The sequence below is a fragment of the Pseudoalteromonas sp. 4NS20-0020 genome (assembly GCF_057554385.1).
Map to the genome: position 1 here is coordinate 96,714 of NZ_BAAJMI010000003.1, position 19,699 is coordinate 116,412.

Below are 19,699 nucleotides of genomic sequence, written 5' to 3' on the forward strand. Positions count from 1 at the left end.
TTTTGTTGCAATCGGTTAAAACAAACAGCAACAATAATAAGCGAGAAAGTTATGAAGAAATTGCTGCATACGGCGTTGGCTTTGTCAGTGTCATTAGCTCTTGGGCAAGCACATGCTGAATCAACCGATAAAAAAGATGAACAAAAATGGCAAGTAGATTCTCCTAAAGGGCAATTTGTTGACGCTAAAATTAGCGTAGAACAAGGCACATGGATGAACATTGATATTAGCCCAGATGGCAAAACCATTGTATTTGACTTACTAGGCGACATTTACACAATGCCAATGAGTGGCGGTACAGCAACACAATTAACCTCTGATATAGCATGGCAAATGCAACCTCGTTTTAGCCCCGATGGTAAACACATTGCGTTTACTTCTGATCAAGGTGGCGGCGACAATATTTGGGTTATGGATTTAAACGGTGAGAACCAAAGTGCAGTAACCAACGAAACGTTTAGATTATTAAATAGTCCAGCGTGGAGCCCTGATGGCGATTTTTTAGTGGCGCGTAAACACTTTACGGCTAGTCGTTCACTAGGTGCTGGTGAAGTATGGCTATACCATAAAGCGGGTGGTAAAGGGGTTCAGCTGACTAAACGCGAGAACGACCAAAAAGATTTAGGTGAGCCAATGTTTTCACCTGATGGGCGTTATGTGTATTTTTCTCATGATGCTACACCAGGCAAAACGTTTCACTATTCGAAGGATTCTGTAGCGGGTATATATAAAATTAAGCGCTACGATCGTGAAACAGGTGAAATAGAAACAATTATTGATGGTATGGGTGGCGCAATTAGACCAACTCCATCGCCAGATGGAAAAACGCTTGCTTACATTAAGCGAGACGACTTTCAAACTAGTTTGTATCTTTATGATTTAAGCACGGGTGAGCACACTCAGGTATACGATAAGTTAGAGCGTGACATGCAAGAAACGTGGGCTATTCACGGTGTTTATCCTACAATTGCCTGGACACCCGATAATAAAGAATTGGTATTTTGGGCGGGTGGTAAAATTCAATCTGTTGACGTGACTGACAAATCAGTTAGTCCGATTGCATTTAAAGTAGAAACCACTAAAAAGATTCAACCAGCGCTTCGTTTTACTCAAAATTTAGACACTGATGAATTTGACGTAAAAATGCTGCGTAATGTACAAGTAAGCCCCGACGGTGAAACCGCTATTTTTGAAGCGTTAGGCTATATTTATAAACGCGATTTAGAATCTGGAAAAATTAAGCGTTTAACAAAACAAACAGATCATTTTGAATTATTTCCGCAGTATTCTCGCGATGGTAAAAAAATAGTTTACACCACGTGGAACGATAACAAGCAAGGGCAAGTGCGCGTTGTATCTTCTCGCAGTGGTCGAGGCGACACAATTACACAAGAGCCAGGCAAGTATGTAGAACCAACGTTTAGCCCAAATGGTAAAACGGTTGTTTATCGCAAAGCCAGCGGTGGCAGTATTTTAAATCCTAAATGGTCATTGAACCCAGGTATTTATAGCGTTAGCGCAAAAGGCGGTGAAAGTGAACTGATTTCTAAAAGTGGATATCAGCCACAATTTGGGGCTGACAACGACCGTGTATTTGTAATGAGTCCATGGCCAAAACCATCGCTGAGTGTTGTAGAGCTAGAGAGCAAAAAAGTATCTAAACTTTATGAATCTGAGCATGCTACTGAATTTAGAGTATCTCCAGATGGGGAGTATCTTGCTTTTGCTGAGCGATTTAAAGTGTATGTAACGCCATTAGTTGAAAGTGGGAAGGCCATAAATATTGGACCTAAAGACAGTAAATTCCCTATAGAGCAGCTATCTGTGCGTGCTGGTGAAAGTATTAGCTGGAGTGCCGATAGCAGCAAACTTTATTGGACACTAGGGCCTGAGCTTTACCATGCAAATTTAAACGGTGTATTTGCGATTAACAGTAAAAGCGACGCTGATTTTAAAGTTAAAAATGGCGAAAACATCGGATTTAGTAAGAAGGTGAATGAGCCAAAAGGCATGATTGCTTTAACTGGCGGTAAAATTATTACGATGAATGGTGATAAAGTCATTGAAAACGGAGTAATAATTACTGATGGCAAGCATATAAAAGCTGTAGGCCCAGCTTCTGAATTAAGCATACCAAAAGATGCAGACGTTATAGACGTTACAGGTAAAACCATCATGCCAGGTATTGTTGACGCCCATGCTCATGGTTCTCAAGGGAGCAATGAAATAATTCCTCAGCAAAATTGGAAAAACTTTGCAGGTTTAGCTTTAGGTGTTACGACTATTCATGATCCCTCTAACGACACCACCGAAATATTCACTGCAAGCGAAATGCAAAAAGCAGGCATGATTGTTGGTCCGCGTATTTTCTCTACAGGAACTATTTTGTATGGGGCTAATATGCCGGGTTATACCTCGCATATTGATTCGTTAGAAGATGCTAAATTTCACTTAGAACGCTTAAAGAAAGTCGGTGCTTTTAGTGTTAAATCATACAATCAACCCCGTCGTGAGCAGCGCCAACAAGTCGTTGAAGCAGGTCGCGAACTTGAAATGATGGTTGTGCCAGAAGGCGGTTCGCTACTGCAACATAATTTGAGCATGGTGGTTGATGGGCATACAGGTATTGAGCATTCCATTCCTGTAGAAAACATATACGATGATATAAAACAATTATGGTCACAAAGTGATGTGGGTTACACACCAACGCTTGTTGTTGCCTATGGTGGTATATGGGGTGAAAACTATTGGTATGATAAAACTGACGTGTGGAACCATCCACGTTTAAGTAAGTTTGTGCCTCAAAATCAGTTGCTGCCGCGTTCTATGCGTCGTGTTAAAGCACCCGATCATCACTATAATCATTTTAACAACGCACGTGTGTCGGCTGAGCTACAAGACTTAGGTGTTTTAGTTAACTTAGGAGCGCATGGTCAACGTGAGGGGTTAGGTGCACATTGGGAAATGTGGATGTTTGCCCAAGGTGGCATGACGCCACTAGAAGCCATACGCGCATCAACACTCGATCCAGCTAAGTACTTAGGGCTTGATAAAAACGTAGGCTCGCTTGAAGTGGGTAAACTGGCTGATTTAATGGTGATTGATGGCGATCCGTTAATTGATATTCGCAGCTCTGATAAGGTTGATTATACAATGATTAATGGTCGTTTATTTAATGCAGAAACGATGAATGAGGTTGGCAAAAAAGCACGCCAGCCGCTTTATTTTGAAAAGTAAGAATTTTAATTAACGTCTTTAAAAAGCGGCTTTTATGCCGCTTTTTTATTTTACAAATTATAAACAGCAGGCATAAAAAAACCGCTTAACGCGGTTTCTTTTAAAATCATTAATGTTGATTAAACAACACCGCGCGGTAGGCGACAGTCATGATCTTTACGCGCTAGGATTACAATCCACAATTCTTCTGCGGTGTAACCATCTTCACTTTGTGTAACCACAGTGAATGGCGCTTTTTTCTGAGCAGTAACAGGCGCAGCTTTTTTGGTTTTAGTTTTTTTAGCTGGCGCTTTTTCAGCAGGTGCCGGTGTTGCTTTACCACTGCTTAATTCTTTAGTTAGCTCAGCTACGTCAGCTAGGCGTAAGTTTTTTCCGCCATCGATGCTGTACCAGCCTGGTTTAGTTGTAATTTCAGGTTTTTTACCATTAGCAGCTTCATACGCTGCTTCAAAGGCAGATAGTACTTCTGTTTTGTCTAGTTTGCTCATCAGAGACCCTATACGTTGTGAACACAGATAAAGAGAAGCTATTTATACCTATTTTGAATCAGTTTTTCAATTTTTTGCGATTTTCCTTCCATTTTAAAGCAATAAACGCCAAAATTTGCACAAAATTCAGTGCAAAGTAAGGTTACGCGTATGCAACGTCAAGAATTTAACCAATTATTAAATGATATTTTAAAGCCTCACAATATTAAGGATTTTTGCCCAAATGGATTACAAGTTGAGGGTAAAAATGAAATAAAAAAAATTGTTACCGGAGTAACAGCGAGCCAAGCTTTAATTGACGCTGCAATTGATGAGCAAGCAGACGCTATCTTGGTCCATCATGGTTATTTTTGGAAAGGCGAGTCTCAACCTATTACCGGGATGAAAAAGCGAAGAATAGGCGCCTTATTGGCTAACGATATTAATTTATTTGCTTATCACCTCCCTTTAGATATTCACACAGAGATTGGTAATAACGCGCAGCTTGCAAAATTATTAGATATTGAAATTCAAGAAGGCCTTGAGCCTGTTGCTAACAGTGTAGCAGTGAAAGGGCGCCTTAAAACAGCGCTAAGTGGAGATGAATTTGCATCAAAAATAGCTAAGGTGCTTAATCGAGCCCCTCTCACAAGCTTAGTTCGTTCAAGTAAAATACAAACTATTGCGCTGTGCACTGGTGGAGGTCAAGGTTATATTGATTTAGCTGCGGAGCAAGGTATTGACGCTTATTTAACAGGTGAAGCGTCTGAGCAAACTATTCATAGTTCACGAGAACAAAATATTGATTTTTTTGCAGCAGGGCATCATGCAACCGAACGCTACGGTATAAAAGCTCTGGGCGAGCTACTTGCTCTGGAGTACGGTTTTGAGGTTAGCTTTATTGATATTGATAATCCTGTTTAAGGTGCTGTGATATTTAAGATTATTAATTTTAGTACTCGTTATATTTTAAAATTTAAAGCCTTGAATTTAACGCCAGTTAAATAGGGGCGACAACGGATAGTGTACAAGCTCTGCTCTAATAGACTTTATTTACTTATATTGAAGTGAGGGCGTGTTTAAATTTGTTGTCTAGTGAGTTGAGTATAAATTGAGAGTGTTCAGAGCGAGGGAAGTAGACACGCTTTCTTTATATACACTGCTTAAATGAAAGCAAATAAAATAAACCGGTTGTAAAAGTAAGGTAAGTGGTTTGGTCTCTCATAAAGATCTTTTAATTTACTTAATTCGTTATGTATTTCTAGTTTTATTAAAAATGACCTTATAAGGACCGCAATGGAAGGTGTTTTAGCTCTACTTGAGCAGTACGGCTTATTTGTTTACCTATTGCTATTTGGCTATTGTGCATTGAAAAGCGGCTGGTTACCTTTATTTGCAGGTTATGCTGCTCAAATCGGCGCGCTTGATATTAAATTAGTTATTTTAGCTACTTTTATGGGAGGGTATATTGGCGATGAGATACGGTTTGCTCTTGCAAGAGCTTATGGCAGTTCATGGCTTGAAAAACCTAATAAAATTGGTCAACTATTTAAAACAGCGAGTGCGCTTGCTAACCGTTACGGCATGGCTTACATTTTTTTATATCGATACCCCAAAGGTATGCGCACAATTGGAGCACTCCCTGTAGGGCTAACCGATATATCTTGGCCCCTATTTAGCACCTTAAATGCCTGTTCAGCTGCTTTATGGGTCATTATTTTAGTTGGCGGAGGCTATACTTTTGGAGCTACATTTGAGTCTAAAGGTGTAGAGAGCTTAACCGCACTGAGTATATTATTGTTAGGGATATTTTTAGTTATACTCTATCGGCTTTGGACAAAACACCCACCTACAAAAACAACTACAGTAAAGTGACGTTATTGTTTAGCAAAAAATCTAGCGAAGAGCTTTACCCACATATCATAAATTATTGATACTTTGTGCTTTGCTCGACAAACATTCATTGTAAACAAATCAAATTTACAGGTTAACAGTTGGCTTTATGCAAGTTGTTTAAAGTGCCTCAGGGTCTAGCCATCGACGGACTTTTATCCACGTTGTTCCTACAACTTCATGGCTGTATTGCGTTACGGCTAGTAGTGCTTGCGCATTTGGAACGAGCTGTTTATGAAAAGGAAGCGCTGAAAAATTGTGAAAGTCAGTTGCTGCAGGAATGGTTATTACACCTTGGGCTAAAAACAAGTCCTGGGCTCTTGGCATATGCAATACCGAAGTTACTAACGCTACTTTAAAATCAACTAGCTTAGGCGCCAGTAGCGCCGCTTCTTGCGCTGTATCCATTGCCTTTGGGTTTTGCAAAAGCCTATTTTTATTAATGCCTAGCTCAATGGCGGTTTGATACATCAAGCTGCTGTTAGTAATATTCTCATAACCGCCGCCAGAAACAATAAGCTGTGATTTTGGGTAGTACTTAGCGAGTTTGACTCCTTCAACTAGTCGGGTTAGCGCGCAATTACCTAATTGGTTATTGGCACTTAAGACAGGGTTAGGATTTATATCGCACCCAAGCACTACTATTTTGTCTAATTCTGGGTGTTTTGAAGGGTGAAAAGAAAGGCTTGTTGGCTCGTTGTTTTTTAAAATTTGGTTAGCAACAAATGGTGTACTGATTGCCAACAATGTTGAAAGCCCAAAAAATGCAATTACTAAAGAAAACTTGCGACCCTTGAATGCCAAAAACAAAGCTATAAGTGCAAAAAAACCAAGTAAAGGGAGCGGCATAAGCAAGCCGCCAAGTAACTTTTTCAAAGCGAACATAATGAGCAACATAAAAGCAATAATTTAAGTTATGTTACTCATTAATGAGTAGTTTATCGACCGTTATTTAACTTACACGTATTTAAAAAGTGGCGATATACAGGGTTATCTTTCATATCTTTTTTCATCGCTAAGTACATTGGTCGAGTTAAACCTAGTGCACCTAGTGGAATCGATTTGATGAGTCCTTGGCTTTCGTATGGTGTAACCAACCAATCAGGTAATGCAGCTACACCCATTCCAGCACTGACTAGCTGAAAAATTAGTAGCCCTTGATCTACGTTTTTTAACGTTCCGTCAAAACGTGCATTTTGAATGAAATGTTTAAATATATCTTGGCGTTCGCGCGGAATAGGATAAGAAATAATGGTTTCATTCTTTAAGTCTAACGCTGTAACGTATGCTTTTTTAGCAAGATCGTGATCAGGTGCAACAATTAACTTTAACTTAAAGTCGAATAAATGGGCATACTCTAGCTTATCGGGTTCACGAATGTCTGATGTGAGTACTAGGTCTAATTCATCGTTAAGTAAGTCTGGAATTGCGTCATAACTAAAACCACGTTCATAATCAATTTTTATATCTGGCCAAAAGTTATTAAAATCTTTAATTGTTGGAAGTAGCCAGTGAAAACAAGCATGGCATTCTACACTTAAACGTAATTTTGAAATTGGCTGATTAAGGCTCTCTTTTAAACGACATTTAGTTGCTTCAATTTTCGGCAGTATTTCGTGGGCTAACTCAAGCAATAACATGCCTTGCGGGGTAAAACGCACAGGCTGCGTTTTGCGTTCAAACAGCTGGCAGTCTAACTTGTTTTCCAAGTCTTTAATTTGATGTGATAAAGCCGACTGAGTTAAGAATAATTCGCGGGCAGTATTCACTAATGAACCGGTTTCTTTAAGGGTTGCAATAGTTTTTAAGTGTTTTATACCAATCATCTTTAATAATTCTCATGGAAAATTTGAGTAGTGCTCATTATTTTTCAATACTACGCTTATATAAAAAACGTTTCAACGTCTAGACGTCTAAATTAACCTAATAAATATAGTTTTACTGATTAATATTTTTATAGTTTAGCGTAAGTAACTAGATTAAAGCCGATTTTTTACTGCTTGTATTAATTTACTTCATGTTTAAAGGTAAAGGGGCTGGTATAAAAAATTTTTAACTCGCTTAGTTAACTAACGCTAATAGATAAAAAAGTAGTGACCTTTGTAGAAAATAAAAATACTTTGGAGTGTAGGAAGGTTGATCTTTGGTGATTGACTTTACAGCTGTCAGTTTGTCATGCAGGCAAACATAATTTATGTATTGTGGTCATTCCTAATAAATAGGCAATAACGAACAATAAACCCAAAAGTATGCTGCCTTTTGGGTTATTTTTGGGGCTATTTGCTCTTTGTTGCTGGGTATTTATTTACCCCACTAGGTTATATACCTCGCGCCGCGCTCAAAGTGCCCCAAGCCTTAACTTTACAGATGTGGGGCTAAAGTGGTTGATTAATTAGTAATATAGCTTCTTTTGCTGGAACTGGTTTTGACATTAAATAACCTTGTCCGTATTCACAATGCGTAGTTTGCAAAGTCTCTAGCTGTCCGGTGGTTTCAATTCCTTCAGCAACAACTTCAAGTTTTAACGACTTAGCAAGTGACAAAATAGCCTCAACCAAGGGATTTGTTGAATCTTGTACATGATCGATGAAGCTTTTATCGATCTTCAGAATATGAATGGGCAGCTGATGTAAGTAGCCTAGTGCAGAGTAACCTGTTCCAAAATCATCAAGACATAGTTTTACTTTTAGAGGTGAGAGCCCTTCGATAATTTGTGTGGCGAGCTCTAAGTTTTCTATTAATCCAGATTCGGTTATTTCTAAGCACAAAGAACCTAAAGGCAATTGGTATTTGTTATAGATAGCGTGGACCTGAGCTACAAAATCTAGGCTTGCAAAATGACGCGATGATACATTTACTGTCACTTTTAAGAAACGATGACCTTGTTGGTGCCACTTTGAAATATGCTGTGCAGCTAAGTCGAGTAGGTGTAAATCCAGGTTAATTATTTGGCCTGTTTTTTCTGTAATAGGAATAAAGTCATTAGGTGAAACAAACCCTTTTTTAGGGTGGTGCCAACGCACAAGTGCTTCAAAGCCAATAACGTGGTTATCTAAGATTGTAAAAATTGGCTGAAAGTAGAGTTCAAATTCGTTGTGTTCAATACCGTGCTGTAGGTCGTTTTCTATGTCGGCGTGTGTTTTAAGCTTTTTTCTCATTGTGTTGTTAAAAAACTTAACTTGTCCGCGGCCTGTTGATTTAGCCTCGTACATAGCGGCGTCTGCTTGTTGCAGTAACAGGTATGCTTTATCGTCAACATTATCAGTATAGGCAATACCTATGCTGGTAGAGGCTTGCAATAAATGGCCATCAACATTTATTGGTTTAGAAAGTGCTTCTTTTATGCGCCCTAGTGCCTCTTTAACTTGATTACGATGTGTAATGTTTTCCATTAAAATAGCAAACTCGTCGCCACCCAAGCGTGAAAAAGTGTCAGTGTTACGAACTGTACCTTTGATCAACTCACAAATTTTAATTAAAAAGTGATCGCCAACTTCGTGGCCGAGCGCATCATTGATGCTTTTAAAACGGTCAAAATCTAAATAAAGTAGGGCATGAACAGTGCCTTTTTTTACACGCGTTAAGCGTAAAATTGCATGCTTTATTCGTTCAATAAGTAATGAACGATTAGCAAGCCCAGTTAATCCATCATGTAAAGCTTTGTGTTCAAGCTCCTGCCTAGCTAACTGCCTATCTATTGCCATACTTATTTGCCTGCTCACATAGGTAAGCAAAGCACTATCGTGCTCATTATAATGATGTGCCTCATGATAACTTTGCACAACAATGACACCACTCATACGTTCATTGGCTTTAAATGGTACACCTAGCCAAGATTCGGCTTGACGACCAATTAATTTAAAATGACCTTGCTCTATATGATCAATGTAGTCTTGTTTTGTTAATAACATCGCTTGGTCAGTTTGCAATAAAAAGTAAGACGCGGTGTCTTTAAGTTGTTCTTTAGAGATTTTTTGATGTGTGTTTGTTTGAATTCCAGCTTCAACAATGTAAACAATATCTAGAATGTCGATTTGTTTATCGTAAAGGCCAATAAAGAAGTTATCAGCCCTTAATAAGCTATTAATAATAGTGTGCAAAGATTCGAAAAATGTATCTAAGTCACTGGCTTTATAGGTTAAGTTGGCTATTTGAAGAAGACTATTTTCAAGCTTTTGCGCGTCATTTAACTGCTCAACAGTCGATTGCAGGCTATTTACCATGTTAACTTGGTTTATTTTAGCGCTTAAAAGGTGTGCCACTGTTGTTAATATTTCAAGGTGTGCATTAGTGAAGTAGTTCATGGCGGGGTGTTCACAATCAATAACACCTAGAATACGTTCTTTGTATACAAGAGGCACGCAAAGTTCTGATTGAGCAGGGCGTTCGTCTGCAATATAGCGGCTATCTTTTGTGACATCATCTAAAATTATTGCCTTTTTTGTTGTTGCAACAAAACCTGATATTCCTTCGTTAAAATTAATTACTTTTCGTTGGGCTTTATACTTATATCTTTGGCGATCGATTCCCATAGAAGCAACAAGGTTCAGTTTAGAGGCTGATTCATCAGCGAGATAAATAACACAGTCAACAAATCCAAGACGATTTACAACTTGAGTCGTTACATATTCAAATAGCTCATCTAAGGTGTCTAGCTGTAATAGGCTTGATGAAAACTGATTTATGATACTTAGCTGATCTGTTTTTACTTCAAGCGCTTTAGAGGTATCGATACTGTTCGACATAGGCAAAATTTATTATTCTTTTTTTATAAACACCACATTAAGTTAACCTAATATCAACTGTTCTACAAAATAAAACGATAAACGTTTTAACCAAGCTGTAAATAAAATAGGGCAATTTAGTAGCCGATTATATGAATAAAATCTTTACTCGAAAACATCATATGCCTATGATCACATAAATTCAGCTGTGGAATGAAGTGATGACCAGTAATAATACAAACTCTGTAAAAACGTTAACAATTACCCGACCTGACGATTGGCATGTGCATTTACGCGATGGTGATCAGCTTAAAGACACTGTGCGCGATATTAGCCGCTATATGGGGCGCGCTATTATAATGCCAAATTTGGTTCCTCCAGCGACCTGCACGGACACCGCTTTAGCTTACAGAGAACGTATAATGGCTGCTAAGCCACAAGGTAACTTTGAGCCTTTGATGGTGTTATACCTCACTGATAAGACAACACCTGAAGAAATAATTAAGGCTAAGGCATCTGGCAAAGTATTTGCTGCTAAACTTTACCCTGCCGGCGCGACAACCAACTCTGATTCTGGTGTAACGTCCGTCAAAAATATATATTCAGTGCTTAGCGCTATGCAAGATGTTGGTATGCTTTTGCTTGTACATGGTGAAGTGACGGATTCTTCAATTGATATTTTTGACAGAGAAAAAGTGTTTTTAGATACGATTCTAGGTGATGTAGTTAACGACTTTCCAGAGCTTAAAATAGTACTTGAGCATATAACGACAAAAGATGCGGTTGATTTTGTCAATAATGCGCCAAGTAATGTTGCGGCAACGATTACTGCCCACCATTTACTGTATAATCGAAACCACATGTTAGCAGGCGGGATTCGTCCTCATTATTACTGTTTGCCTATACTCAAACGTAATATTCACCAGCAAGCACTTATGGCTGCAGCTACGAGTGGCAGTAAAAAGTTCTTTTTAGGTACTGACTCAGCGCCTCATTATAAAGATAAGAAAGAAGCTGCGTGCGGTTGCGCAGGGGCTTACACGGCTCATGCTGCTATTGAGCTTTACGCAGAAGCATTTGAAGAAGCTGGTGCATTAGATAAGCTAGAGGGCTTTGCAAGCCACTTTGGGCCAGACTTTTATGGTTTAGCGCGTAATAGCGATACAATTACACTGCAAAAGTCGCCTTGGACTGTGCCTGCAAGTTATACGCTTGGTGATTCTGAAGTCGTACCAATAAAAGCAGAATCCGTAATTGATTGGGCTGTTTTAAAGTAAAATTAAGTATTTGAAATCAAAGCCGCTTACTTAAGCGGCTTTTTTTATGTAAATATTTAGGCTCACGGCTTGTAAAAAAAGTTGTAAATTGGCTTGTTACTTAATCATTATTTCTTGTTTGTTTTAGTATGAACAGAAATCAGCCTGCTAAGAGTTAACAATCGCTGTATTTTTATTAGGATTTTATAATAAATATTACAATAATATTTTATTTTTATTTATTTTAATCAATGTCTTATCTATTTTTAGTCACGGAGTAAGTTTTTTTAGAAATTATTTTCAATTAATAGAGCGAAAAAAAATAGAATGTGTTAATCTTACTTTGCTTTGAGTTTTTATGAATTGAATTTACGGATATTGTGCTGCGTTTAAGGTTACCAGTTAGGTTATTACTTGTTCCTGTACTATACCTCTATTTTATGAGCATTGACTCAAGGAGGCTATTGCCACAATAACGTGGCAGAATTTTTAATTATTGACTTACAGGAAAATTTAGTATGTCGGTTTCTGGTAAAGTAAAGTTTTTCAACGAAGCTAAAGGCTTTGGTTTCATTGAACAAGAAAACGGTCCTGACGTGTTTGTACACTTCAGCGCAATCTCTGGTTCTGGTTTTCGCACTCTTAGCGAAGGTCAAGCAGTGACATTCAGCATCAAACAAGGTCAAAAAGGCCCTGAAGCTGAGAACGTTGAAGCAGCATAATTTTAATTATGTGAACTCATGTTCATCTTGGTGAAGCAGGTCTCTGTTTCACCATTATTCCTTAAAATTTCTCACATGCTCAGTAAGTTCCTCATATACCCATAAACCACTATACCTCCAATCATTAATAGCGCTCATTTATTATATCTAAACTCCAAAAGACCATTATATGGTTTAATTTTGCTATAAAACCTAATTTTAATTAAATACGCTAAACAGAATTCTATGTATTATTAATTTTGTGCTGCCTATAAATTTCTAATATTTTTATTACCTTCCTAGATTAACTTGCAAGTTTTAGAAGTATTAATATTTACAAAACTCAGCCTCAAACTGGATTATATGGATAAACGACAAAGCCTAGAGTTTGGATAGTGAGCTAAGAAGTAACATACAGTGAACTTAGGCAAGACTCGGTTTGAACATCATAAGAATGATTAACTAAAGTAAGCTTTTTTTAATGTTGATTGTGCCCAAGCCATTAATGAGGCCTTATTTCGTCTATCAGTGTAGAGCGTTGCTTGATTGTAATTGAGTGTCAAAAAACCTTCACAAATTCAATATTGAAATCCTTCTATTAGCTTTACAACTTCCAATATGTGTAACGTTTGATTTTTGTGCGTTAAACCGTTCCTTTTTTGAGTTAAAGTGCTTAAAAATGATAAAAAACCGTCAAATAGAGCCCCTAAAAGAGTTTTTTTTTAAATGTTTTTATTTTTTTTTTACATACATCTAGTTTGAACTAAATGTTGCATTTATGTTGTTTGTTTAGAGGTCTATCCAGTTAAACATCAACCTTATTGGGGTTTGCTAGGATTGTTGATAATACAGTTGGTTGCAATAATGTTAACATTTTATTGGTGCTACTTTAATGTAGTCCATCGGCAGGTGATTTATTTGCTAATTACACCTAACATCAAGTTGACAGCGCTTATTGCATTTAGCATTATTGAAAGGTTGATATCTATTAAAAGATATCAGGGTTGTTCTCCTCGGAGGATAATTAAATTATAAAAGTAACATTACTTAATTGGTTGGGAACTATGTCTGTTAAAATCAGAAAGAGTCTTGTAGCAACAGCGTTGGTTGGCGCTTTTGCATTTGCAAGCAGCAATGTGATTGCAGATCCTTTGAATGACGTGCAAAAAGCAGGTCAACAAATTCAAAAGGCTGCTGTTAAGTCTCAAACTAAAATTGACAATGTATATGGTCAAACTCAAGAGCTAATCGCTGAGTACCGTAGCATCGTTGATGAGACTGAACTTATGAAAGTGTATAACGATCACGTTGCACGTTTGGTCGCTGACCAAAATGCATCGATTGAGTCGTTCGATCGTCAAATCGCGACTATCGATAACACTAAACAAAACGTTGTGCCTTTGATGTATCGCATGATCGATACGCTTGAGCAATTCATCAAAGCGGACGTTCCATTCAATCTTGAAACGCGTCTAGGCCGTGTTGAAAGACTTCGTGACATCATGGCATCTGCCTCTGTTACTACGTCTGAAAAATTCCGTCAAGTTCTTGAAGCATACACAGTTGAAACAGCTTACAGCTCTGCAGTAACTGCTTCTCAAGGTACGCTTGAAATTGATGGCAAAAATATCAACGTAGATATCGGTCGTTTAGGTCGTATTACTTATGTTGCTCAGTCTTTTGACTTGAAACATGCTTGGGTGTGGGATAACAACACTAAACAGTGGAAAAAATTAGGTGAAGAATACCTAAAACCTGTTAAAGAAGTGATCCGCATGGCACGTAAGCAAGCGACACTAGAACTTGTTAAACTACCAATCTTTGGCGCGGAGTAATCAATAATGAAGAAACTATTTAAAGGTTTTGCTGTTGCAGCAGTACTATCTGTTTCTGCAGGTACCGCGCTTAACGCACACGCAAACACTGACGCTTTAGACAAAATTCTTGAGCAAGTTAAGCAAGAGCGTATCTCAGAAGGTAAGATCAATAAGCAACGTGAGCAAGAGTTCTTATCAGAACGTGCTGACAAGCAATCTTTACTTAATAAAGCTAAAAGCCAACTAGCTGCTGAAAAAGCACGTGGTGATTCTTTAGCTAAGCAATACGCACAAAACGAAAACACTTTAGCGGAAAAAGAGCAAGCTCTTCAAAATGCTCAAGGTACGTTAGGTGAGATGTTCGGTGTTGTACGTCGTGCAGCGCAAGACGCTATCGGTTCTATCGAAGCATCTTTAGTAAGTGCTGAAAAGCCAGGTCGTGCTGAAGTACTTCGTTCATTAGCAGCAGCTAAAGAACTTCCAACAGTTCGTGAGTTAGAAGAGCTTTGGATTTCACTTCAAACAGAAATGACAGAATCAGCAAAAGTATCTACTTTTGAATCTGAAGTTGCTGGCCTTGACGGAAACACTGCGGTTAAGAAAATCACTCGTATTGGTAACTTTAACTTAGTTGCTGACGAAGGTTACTTAATCTACTCGCCAGAAACAAAGTCTATCCAGCCTTTAGGTAAACAACCTGATAGCTACATTTTAGATGGCATTTCAAACCTAGAAGCAACATCTTCTGATAGCTACGCGGGCGTTTACATTGACCCTACACGCGGCGCAATCTTACGTATTAATACGCAGAAGAAAACGCTAATGGAATACTACCACCAGGGTGATACAGTTGGTTACATCATCACTGTACTACTTGCTGTAGGTCTATTAATCTTCTTAGTTCGTTTCCTTGACTTAGCGCTTACTACTTCTAAGATCAAATCACAACTTAAGAACTTGTCTACACCGAATACAAACAACCCACTGGGTCGTATTCTTAAAGTGTACTCTGACAACAAATCTCAAGATGTTGAAAACCTTGAACTTAAACTTGATGAAGCGATTCTACGTGAAACGCCACGCATCGAAGCTGGTATTAATATCATCAAGATCCTTGCTGCTATCGCACCATTACTAGGTCTACTAGGTACGGTAATCGGTATGATTTTAACGTTCCAAACAATCACATTGTTCGGTACGGGCGATCCGAAGATCATGGCTGGTAACATCTCTCTAGCACTTGTAACTACAGCGCTAGGTCTAATCGCAGCATTACCACTTATTCTACTTCACTCTATTGTTGCAAGTCGTAGTAAGTCGGTATTACATATCCTTGATGAGCAAAGCGCGGGTATCGTCGCTACTCACGCGGAGAAGGAGAAAGCCTAATGCTAGTCCTGATGGAGATATGGGAATCTATCAGGGATTTTGTTGGCACAGGCGGCCAGGTTTTATACGTGGTCGCGATAGCACTCTTTCTGATGTGGGTTTTAATGATTGAGCGCTATTGGTTCTTACTTGCAGAGTTTCCTCGTTTAACGAAGGATATTGTTGCTAAGTGGGATGCCCGCCAAGACACTACGTCTTGGTACGCACACAGAATCCGTGAAGCATGGATTTCTGAAGCGTCTGAAAAATTAGATCAGCGTATGTTGTTGATTAAAACATTAGTAGCTGTTTGTCCTTTAATAGGCTTACTTGGAACTGTAACGGGTATGATCGCGGTTTTTGAAACCATGGCAACCCAAGGTACTGGTAATGCACGTTTAATGGCATCAGGTATTTCAATGGCAACAATCCCAACAATGGCTGGAATGGTTGCGGCACTATCTGGAGTTTTCTTTAGCTCACGCCTTGAGGCAAGAGCGAGAATGGTGAAAGCCAAACTTGTAGATAGCATGCCTCATCACTAGAGAGAGAATTAAATATGGCACGTAAACAACGTTTTCGTGAAGAAGAAGAAGCAGCGGTAGATATGACACCAATGCTTGACATCGTATTTATCATGCTTATTTTCTTTATCGTAACTACATCGTTCGTTAAAGAGGCTGGTATCGAGGTCAATAAACCTAAAGCTGCCCAAGCTACGAAGCAAAAAAATGCAAACATTTTTATTGCTATACGCAGTGATGGCGCAATCTGGATTGATAAGCAGCAAGTTGACGTTGAACGTGTTTCAGCGAAAATTGAAAGCTTACTAGCGGAACAACCTACTGACGTTGTAATTTTGCAGGCTGATAAAGAAGCAAAACACGGCACAGTGGTTAAAGTTATGGACCAGATTAAAGCAACGGGCGATAACCTAAGAATTTCAATAGCTGGAGATCAGTAATGATTCGTTTTCTGTTTTCACTGATTGCAGGTGGGGCAGTTACTTTCGGCTTGTTCTACTTCATGGCTTACCTCATCTCTGGTGGGGCTGACCGTAATACGGAACAAAAAGAGCAGATCATAGTCGAAATTATGACGAATCCGCCTGAATCTAAGGTGCAGGAGAGGAAGCGTGTACCGCCTCCGCCTCCGCCACCGCCAAAGCAGCCGCCTAAACCGCAGCCGCCCCAGCCGGATACTAATCCTAACCCAGGTGCAATGTCATTTAATATGCCAAGCATCAGCGTAGGGAGTTCTGCTGGTGGACTAAGTGGTCCGGGTGCATTTGGACGAGATGGTGATGCGACACCTATCGTTCGTATTGAACCAAAATATCCAACGCAAGCAGCGCGTGATGGTAAAGAGGGTTGGGTACAACTTTCGTTCACAATTGATGAGTTAGGTGGGGTTATTGACGTTGATGTAATCGACGCAGAGCCTAAACGTATCTTTGACCGTGAAGCTAAACGTGCACTTCGTAAGTGGAAATACCGTCCGAAAATTATTGATGGTAAGCCACAAAAACAAGTTGGTTTACAAGTTCAACTAGACTTTAAACTTAATCAGGGCTAAGGAGGCGAGTAATGAGAAATTTATCTAAAGTAACTGCTCTTGCAATTCTTATGTCTGTGTCAGGTGTAACTTTAAGTTCATCTGTATTAGCGGCGCCAGATTACGCAAAAATTGAAGAGCGTAAGAAAGCAAAAACTAAGATCATGGGCGAGCGTACTGGTAAAAAAGTAATTAAAGCGTTTGACTTGTATAACGAAGAAAAAGTTGACGAAGCGATTGTATTGCTGAGAGAGATTGACCCTTCAGATGAGTTTGATAAAGCGACTGTAAATCGTTACTTAGGTAGCATGTACGCGCAGAAAGAAAACTACGCTGATGCAATCAAATACAGCAAGCTAGCAGTAGCGCCTGATATTTTGAACTTTGCAGACCATGAACAAACACTTAAGTTATTAGGTGATTTGTACGCGGGTACTGAGAAATACAAAGAAGCAAAAAAGGCATACACAGCTTGGATGGACTTCACAGGTGAGGAAGACCCAACTGTATATACTCGTATTGCGCAAGCCAACTTTCGGTTAGAGCAATTCAGTGATGTTTTTGAGCCTGCTAACAAAGCAATAGCTCTTCAAAAAGAGCCTAACAAAGGCCCTTACCAGCTTAAACTTGGCGCATACTTTGAAACCAAAGATTTTGCTAACATGGTTAAAGTGGGTGAAGAAATTGTTAGAGTTTGGCCTGATGATAAAAAAGCTTGGATTGGTTTAGGTAAATACTACCTACAAACCGAGGAATATCAGAAAGGCCTTGCAACAATGGAAGTGGCTTTCAAAAACGGTTACTTTGAAAACGAAGTTGAATACAAAGTACTTGCTAACTTTTACTCTTTAAATGAAATTCCTTACAAAGCAGCAGTAACGCTTGAAAAGGCAATTAAAGAAGAAAAAGTTAAACGTACTAAGCAAAATGTCAACGCTGTTGCAAGTAACTATCATCGCTCTAAAGATATAGAGAAAGCTGCTAAGTATTATGAAGAAGCTGCTAAATTTGATGACGACGCTGAGCTTTACCGCAAAGCAGGTTCATTACTTTTACAATCTGAGAAATTCAGTGCTGCCGTTGTTCGCTTGAACAAGGCGTTAGAGCTTGGCTCTGACAAAAAAGGTACAATTTATTCAGATTTAGCTGAGGCGTATTACTACCAAGGTAAGTACAAGCAAGCTTATGCTGCTATTGTTAAAGCTATGGACGACCCACGCACACGTAAGTTTGCAAAAGGTTGGTCTACTTATATTAAAGATAAAGCCGCTCGCAACGGTGTTAAAATTTAATATTAGCTAACATTAGTAATTTTTAAAAAGCCCCTCTGGGGCTTTTTTTATTAGGATCACTATGTATAAAACGTTTTTTGTATCATTGTTATTGTGTTTAAATCTTGTTGGTTGTACTGATAAGAGTGATAGTTTTAGTTCTTTTGATGAGGCACGCAGCGCTTTAAAGTCTTTAAATACTGTGTTGATATTAGGTCAAGAAACAAATAATAAAAAAGTTACAGAAGAAAACATTGTTTACTCGAACGAATATCTTGATAAACGTCATGCTATTTATCAGCAATTGATGACGATGAAGTTAACACCTAATCAAATTACCCAAGTTAATTATTTGGTTATTGCAGAACGATTTCCTGAGCGTTTTTTTCCTTGGCCAGCCCAAGTAGACGTTCTACATAATATGAGTTTATTTAACCGTTCAGCTAGCACCGTTGAGCAAACTATTAGTTGGCTTAAATTTACACAAGCTAAGTTAGACATTGCAAAGCAAAGTAATCTAAAACTAAACAAGTTAGAGTATTCTTTATTACAGGAATATGTAGCGCAAGCTATCGAAAACAAGGCTACACAAGGTGCAATTAAAAGCCATATCAGAGCTTTTTCTAATTATTTGGATAATTATAAGCCTAGAGGGAGTGTTGGTTTAAGAGGGCTTTCTAATGGTTCAGAGTGGTATCAGAGTAAACTCAATTATTATGGCAACGCGGTTAACTCTCCTTTAGAGTGGGTTGTTATTATTAACGAACAAATTAAAGCGCTTGAAAGTGCAGTTATTAATGTCAAATTTAAACAAAATCACACCAAATCATTTGTTGTGCAATATTTATCTAAAGAGCCATTGATTAATGGACTTGACTGGCAAACACATTACTTAGACTTGCCTGCTATGGCCAGCAATACAAAATTGTCTAATAAGGACAAGTTGCTCATGCTTACAATGATGGAAACAGATATAGGTATTCATTACCATGCATGGACGATTGAACAGGCTAAAGTTAATTTGTCAAAGCGTCTTAAAGTGTCAGAACAAACCGCGCAATATTTAGTTGAAGATATTATTCTATATCCAGGTCAATCGTTTAGTTTTTGTGGTCAGATTTGTTATTAACCTAGAGGTTGTTTATTTGCCGAGGCTTATGGGAAGGCAAAGCATTGAAGTGTAGATACTTATTTTTTAATACGTAATTACGCAGAGTATTTCCTAATATACCCTGTTATTTTTTTGAGTTCCGGCCGGGGTAGTTTATGTTTAGCTGCCTCTAGTCAATATAGATAATGGGCATGAGTAATGAGTAGGGTGCAGAGGTTTTGCTCTGTTTTTACTTGTCTACTGGCTCAAAAACTTTGCACCCCGGTTAAACCAATTTCAAAACTAATATGTTTACAGGCA

Annotated in this window: 16 protein-coding genes; 12 read left to right on the forward strand and 4 right to left on the reverse strand. The window is 38.6% G+C overall.

The annotated features are described in order from the left end of the window. Positions 1-51 precede the first annotated feature (51 nt). On the forward strand, positions 52-3,237 hold the full coding sequence (locus AC27JL_RS07735) for an amidohydrolase family protein (protein ID WP_039036732.1): 3,186 nt from the start codon (positions 52-54) through the stop codon (positions 3,235-3,237). Between the two features lie 119 nt (positions 3,238-3,356). Here AC27JL_RS07735 and AC27JL_RS07740 read toward each other — a convergent pair whose 3' ends face one another. Continuing rightward, positions 3,357-3,725, reverse strand: a complete 369-nt coding sequence (locus tag AC27JL_RS07740; RefSeq protein WP_008127699.1) for a hypothetical protein — start codon at positions 3,723-3,725, stop codon at positions 3,357-3,359. Positions 3,726-3,875: 150 nt separating this feature from the next. On the opposite strand from AC27JL_RS07740, the gene AC27JL_RS07745 reads away from it, so the two are divergent. After that, positions 3,876-4,628 (forward strand): Nif3-like dinuclear metal center hexameric protein, encoded by a 753-nt coding sequence (locus AC27JL_RS07745; protein WP_487195287.1) that lies wholly within the window; start codon positions 3,876-3,878, stop codon positions 4,626-4,628. Positions 4,629-5,000: 372 nt separating this feature from the next. Next, entirely contained in the window at positions 5,001-5,579 is a 579-nt protein-coding gene (locus AC27JL_RS07750; protein ID WP_487195288.1) for a DedA family protein, read from the forward strand. A gap of 138 nt (positions 5,580-5,717) precedes the next feature. On the opposite strand, the gene AC27JL_RS07755 is transcribed toward AC27JL_RS07750, so the two are convergent. The 3 genes from AC27JL_RS07755 to AC27JL_RS07765 form a co-directional block, all read right to left on the reverse strand. After that, a complete protein-coding gene (locus AC27JL_RS07755; protein WP_487195290.1) occupies positions 5,718-6,482 on the reverse strand; it encodes a YdcF family protein in 765 nt (254 codons plus the stop codon). A gap of 53 nt (positions 6,483-6,535) precedes the next feature. Continuing rightward, positions 6,536-7,423 (reverse strand): LysR substrate-binding domain-containing protein, encoded by an 888-nt coding sequence (locus AC27JL_RS07760; RefSeq protein WP_008127992.1) that lies wholly within the window; start codon positions 7,421-7,423, stop codon positions 6,536-6,538. A gap of 549 nt (positions 7,424-7,972) precedes the next feature. Then, the gene (locus tag AC27JL_RS07765; protein ID WP_487195291.1) at positions 7,973-10,342 is read right to left on the reverse strand and encodes a bifunctional diguanylate cyclase/phosphodiesterase; all 2,370 of its coding nucleotides are present in this window, start codon (positions 10,340-10,342) and stop codon (positions 7,973-7,975) included. Between the two features lie 200 nt (positions 10,343-10,542). Here AC27JL_RS07765 and pyrC point away from each other — a divergent pair, with 200 nt between their 5' ends. From pyrC to AC27JL_RS07810, 9 genes are all read left to right on the forward strand, one after another. Further along, a complete protein-coding gene (gene pyrC / locus AC27JL_RS07770; protein ID WP_039036737.1) occupies positions 10,543-11,598 on the forward strand; it encodes a dihydroorotase in 1,056 nt (351 codons plus the stop codon). A gap of 497 nt (positions 11,599-12,095) precedes the next feature. After that, entirely contained in the window at positions 12,096-12,299 is a 204-nt protein-coding gene (locus tag AC27JL_RS07775) for a cold-shock protein (protein WP_006792379.1), read from the forward strand. Between the two features lie 1,043 nt (positions 12,300-13,342). After that, a complete protein-coding gene (locus AC27JL_RS07780) occupies positions 13,343-14,113 on the forward strand; it encodes a DUF3450 domain-containing protein (RefSeq protein WP_006792381.1) in 771 nt (256 codons plus the stop codon). A 6-nt stretch (positions 14,114-14,119) separates the two neighbouring features. Further along, positions 14,120-15,484, forward strand: coding sequence for a MotA/TolQ/ExbB proton channel family protein (locus AC27JL_RS07785; RefSeq protein WP_039036738.1), 1,365 nt, complete (start codon positions 14,120-14,122; stop codon positions 15,482-15,484). After that, positions 15,484-16,008, forward strand: a complete 525-nt coding sequence (locus AC27JL_RS07790) for a MotA/TolQ/ExbB proton channel family protein (protein ID WP_004588135.1) — start codon at positions 15,484-15,486, stop codon at positions 16,006-16,008. The genes AC27JL_RS07785 and AC27JL_RS07790 overlap by 1 nt, the downstream gene beginning before the upstream one ends. Before the next feature lie 14 nt (positions 16,009-16,022). Continuing rightward, entirely contained in the window at positions 16,023-16,427 is a 405-nt protein-coding gene (locus AC27JL_RS07795) for an ExbD/TolR family protein (protein ID WP_006792384.1), read from the forward strand. Next, positions 16,427-17,038 carry an energy transducer TonB gene (locus AC27JL_RS07800; protein WP_039036739.1) on the forward strand — a complete coding sequence of 204 codons (612 nt, stop codon included), beginning with the start codon at positions 16,427-16,429 and terminating at the stop codon, positions 17,036-17,038. The genes AC27JL_RS07795 and AC27JL_RS07800 overlap by 1 nt, the downstream gene beginning before the upstream one ends. Before the next feature lie 11 nt (positions 17,039-17,049). Beyond that, positions 17,050-18,309 carry a tetratricopeptide repeat protein gene (locus AC27JL_RS07805; protein ID WP_305473435.1) on the forward strand — a complete coding sequence of 420 codons (1,260 nt, stop codon included), beginning with the start codon at positions 17,050-17,052 and terminating at the stop codon, positions 18,307-18,309. Positions 18,310-18,370: 61 nt separating this feature from the next. Next, entirely contained in the window at positions 18,371-19,417 is a 1,047-nt protein-coding gene (locus AC27JL_RS07810) for a hypothetical protein (protein WP_487195292.1), read from the forward strand. The last annotated feature ends 282 nt before the right edge of the window (positions 19,418-19,699 follow it).

What these genes read in the sequence shown, in the direction of transcription:
- AC27JL_RS07740 (WP_008127699.1), bottom strand. Translation starts at nt 3,725, where the DNA reads ATGAGCAAACTAGACAAAACAGAAGTACTATCTGCCTTTGAAGCAGCG.
- AC27JL_RS07785 (WP_039036738.1), top strand. Translation starts at nt 14,120, where the DNA reads ATGAAGAAACTATTTAAAGGTTTTGCTGTTGCAGCAGTACTATCTGTT.
- AC27JL_RS07755 (WP_487195290.1), bottom strand. Translation starts at nt 6,482, where the DNA reads ATGTTCGCTTTGAAAAAGTTACTTGGCGGCTTGCTTATGCCGCTCCCT.
- AC27JL_RS07750 (WP_487195288.1), top strand. Translation starts at nt 5,001, where the DNA reads ATGGAAGGTGTTTTAGCTCTACTTGAGCAGTACGGCTTATTTGTTTAC.
- AC27JL_RS07790 (WP_004588135.1), top strand. Translation starts at nt 15,484, where the DNA reads ATGCTAGTCCTGATGGAGATATGGGAATCTATCAGGGATTTTGTTGGC.
- AC27JL_RS07810 (WP_487195292.1), top strand. Translation starts at nt 18,371, where the DNA reads ATGTATAAAACGTTTTTTGTATCATTGTTATTGTGTTTAAATCTTGTT.
- AC27JL_RS07765 (WP_487195291.1), bottom strand. Translation starts at nt 10,342, where the DNA reads ATGTCGAACAGTATCGATACCTCTAAAGCGCTTGAAGTAAAAACAGAT.
- AC27JL_RS07760 (WP_008127992.1), bottom strand. Translation starts at nt 7,423, where the DNA reads ATGATTGGTATAAAACACTTAAAAACTATTGCAACCCTTAAAGAAACC.
- AC27JL_RS07795 (WP_006792384.1), top strand. Translation starts at nt 16,023, where the DNA reads ATGGCACGTAAACAACGTTTTCGTGAAGAAGAAGAAGCAGCGGTAGAT.
- AC27JL_RS07805 (WP_305473435.1), top strand. Translation starts at nt 17,050, where the DNA reads ATGAGAAATTTATCTAAAGTAACTGCTCTTGCAATTCTTATGTCTGTG.
- pyrC (WP_039036737.1), top strand. Translation starts at nt 10,543, where the DNA reads ATGACCAGTAATAATACAAACTCTGTAAAAACGTTAACAATTACCCGA.
- AC27JL_RS07745 (WP_487195287.1), top strand. Translation starts at nt 3,876, where the DNA reads ATGCAACGTCAAGAATTTAACCAATTATTAAATGATATTTTAAAGCCT.
- AC27JL_RS07775 (WP_006792379.1), top strand. Translation starts at nt 12,096, where the DNA reads ATGTCGGTTTCTGGTAAAGTAAAGTTTTTCAACGAAGCTAAAGGCTTT.
- AC27JL_RS07800 (WP_039036739.1), top strand. Translation starts at nt 16,427, where the DNA reads ATGATTCGTTTTCTGTTTTCACTGATTGCAGGTGGGGCAGTTACTTTC.
- AC27JL_RS07735 (WP_039036732.1), top strand. Translation starts at nt 52, where the DNA reads ATGAAGAAATTGCTGCATACGGCGTTGGCTTTGTCAGTGTCATTAGCT.
- AC27JL_RS07780 (WP_006792381.1), top strand. Translation starts at nt 13,343, where the DNA reads ATGTCTGTTAAAATCAGAAAGAGTCTTGTAGCAACAGCGTTGGTTGGC.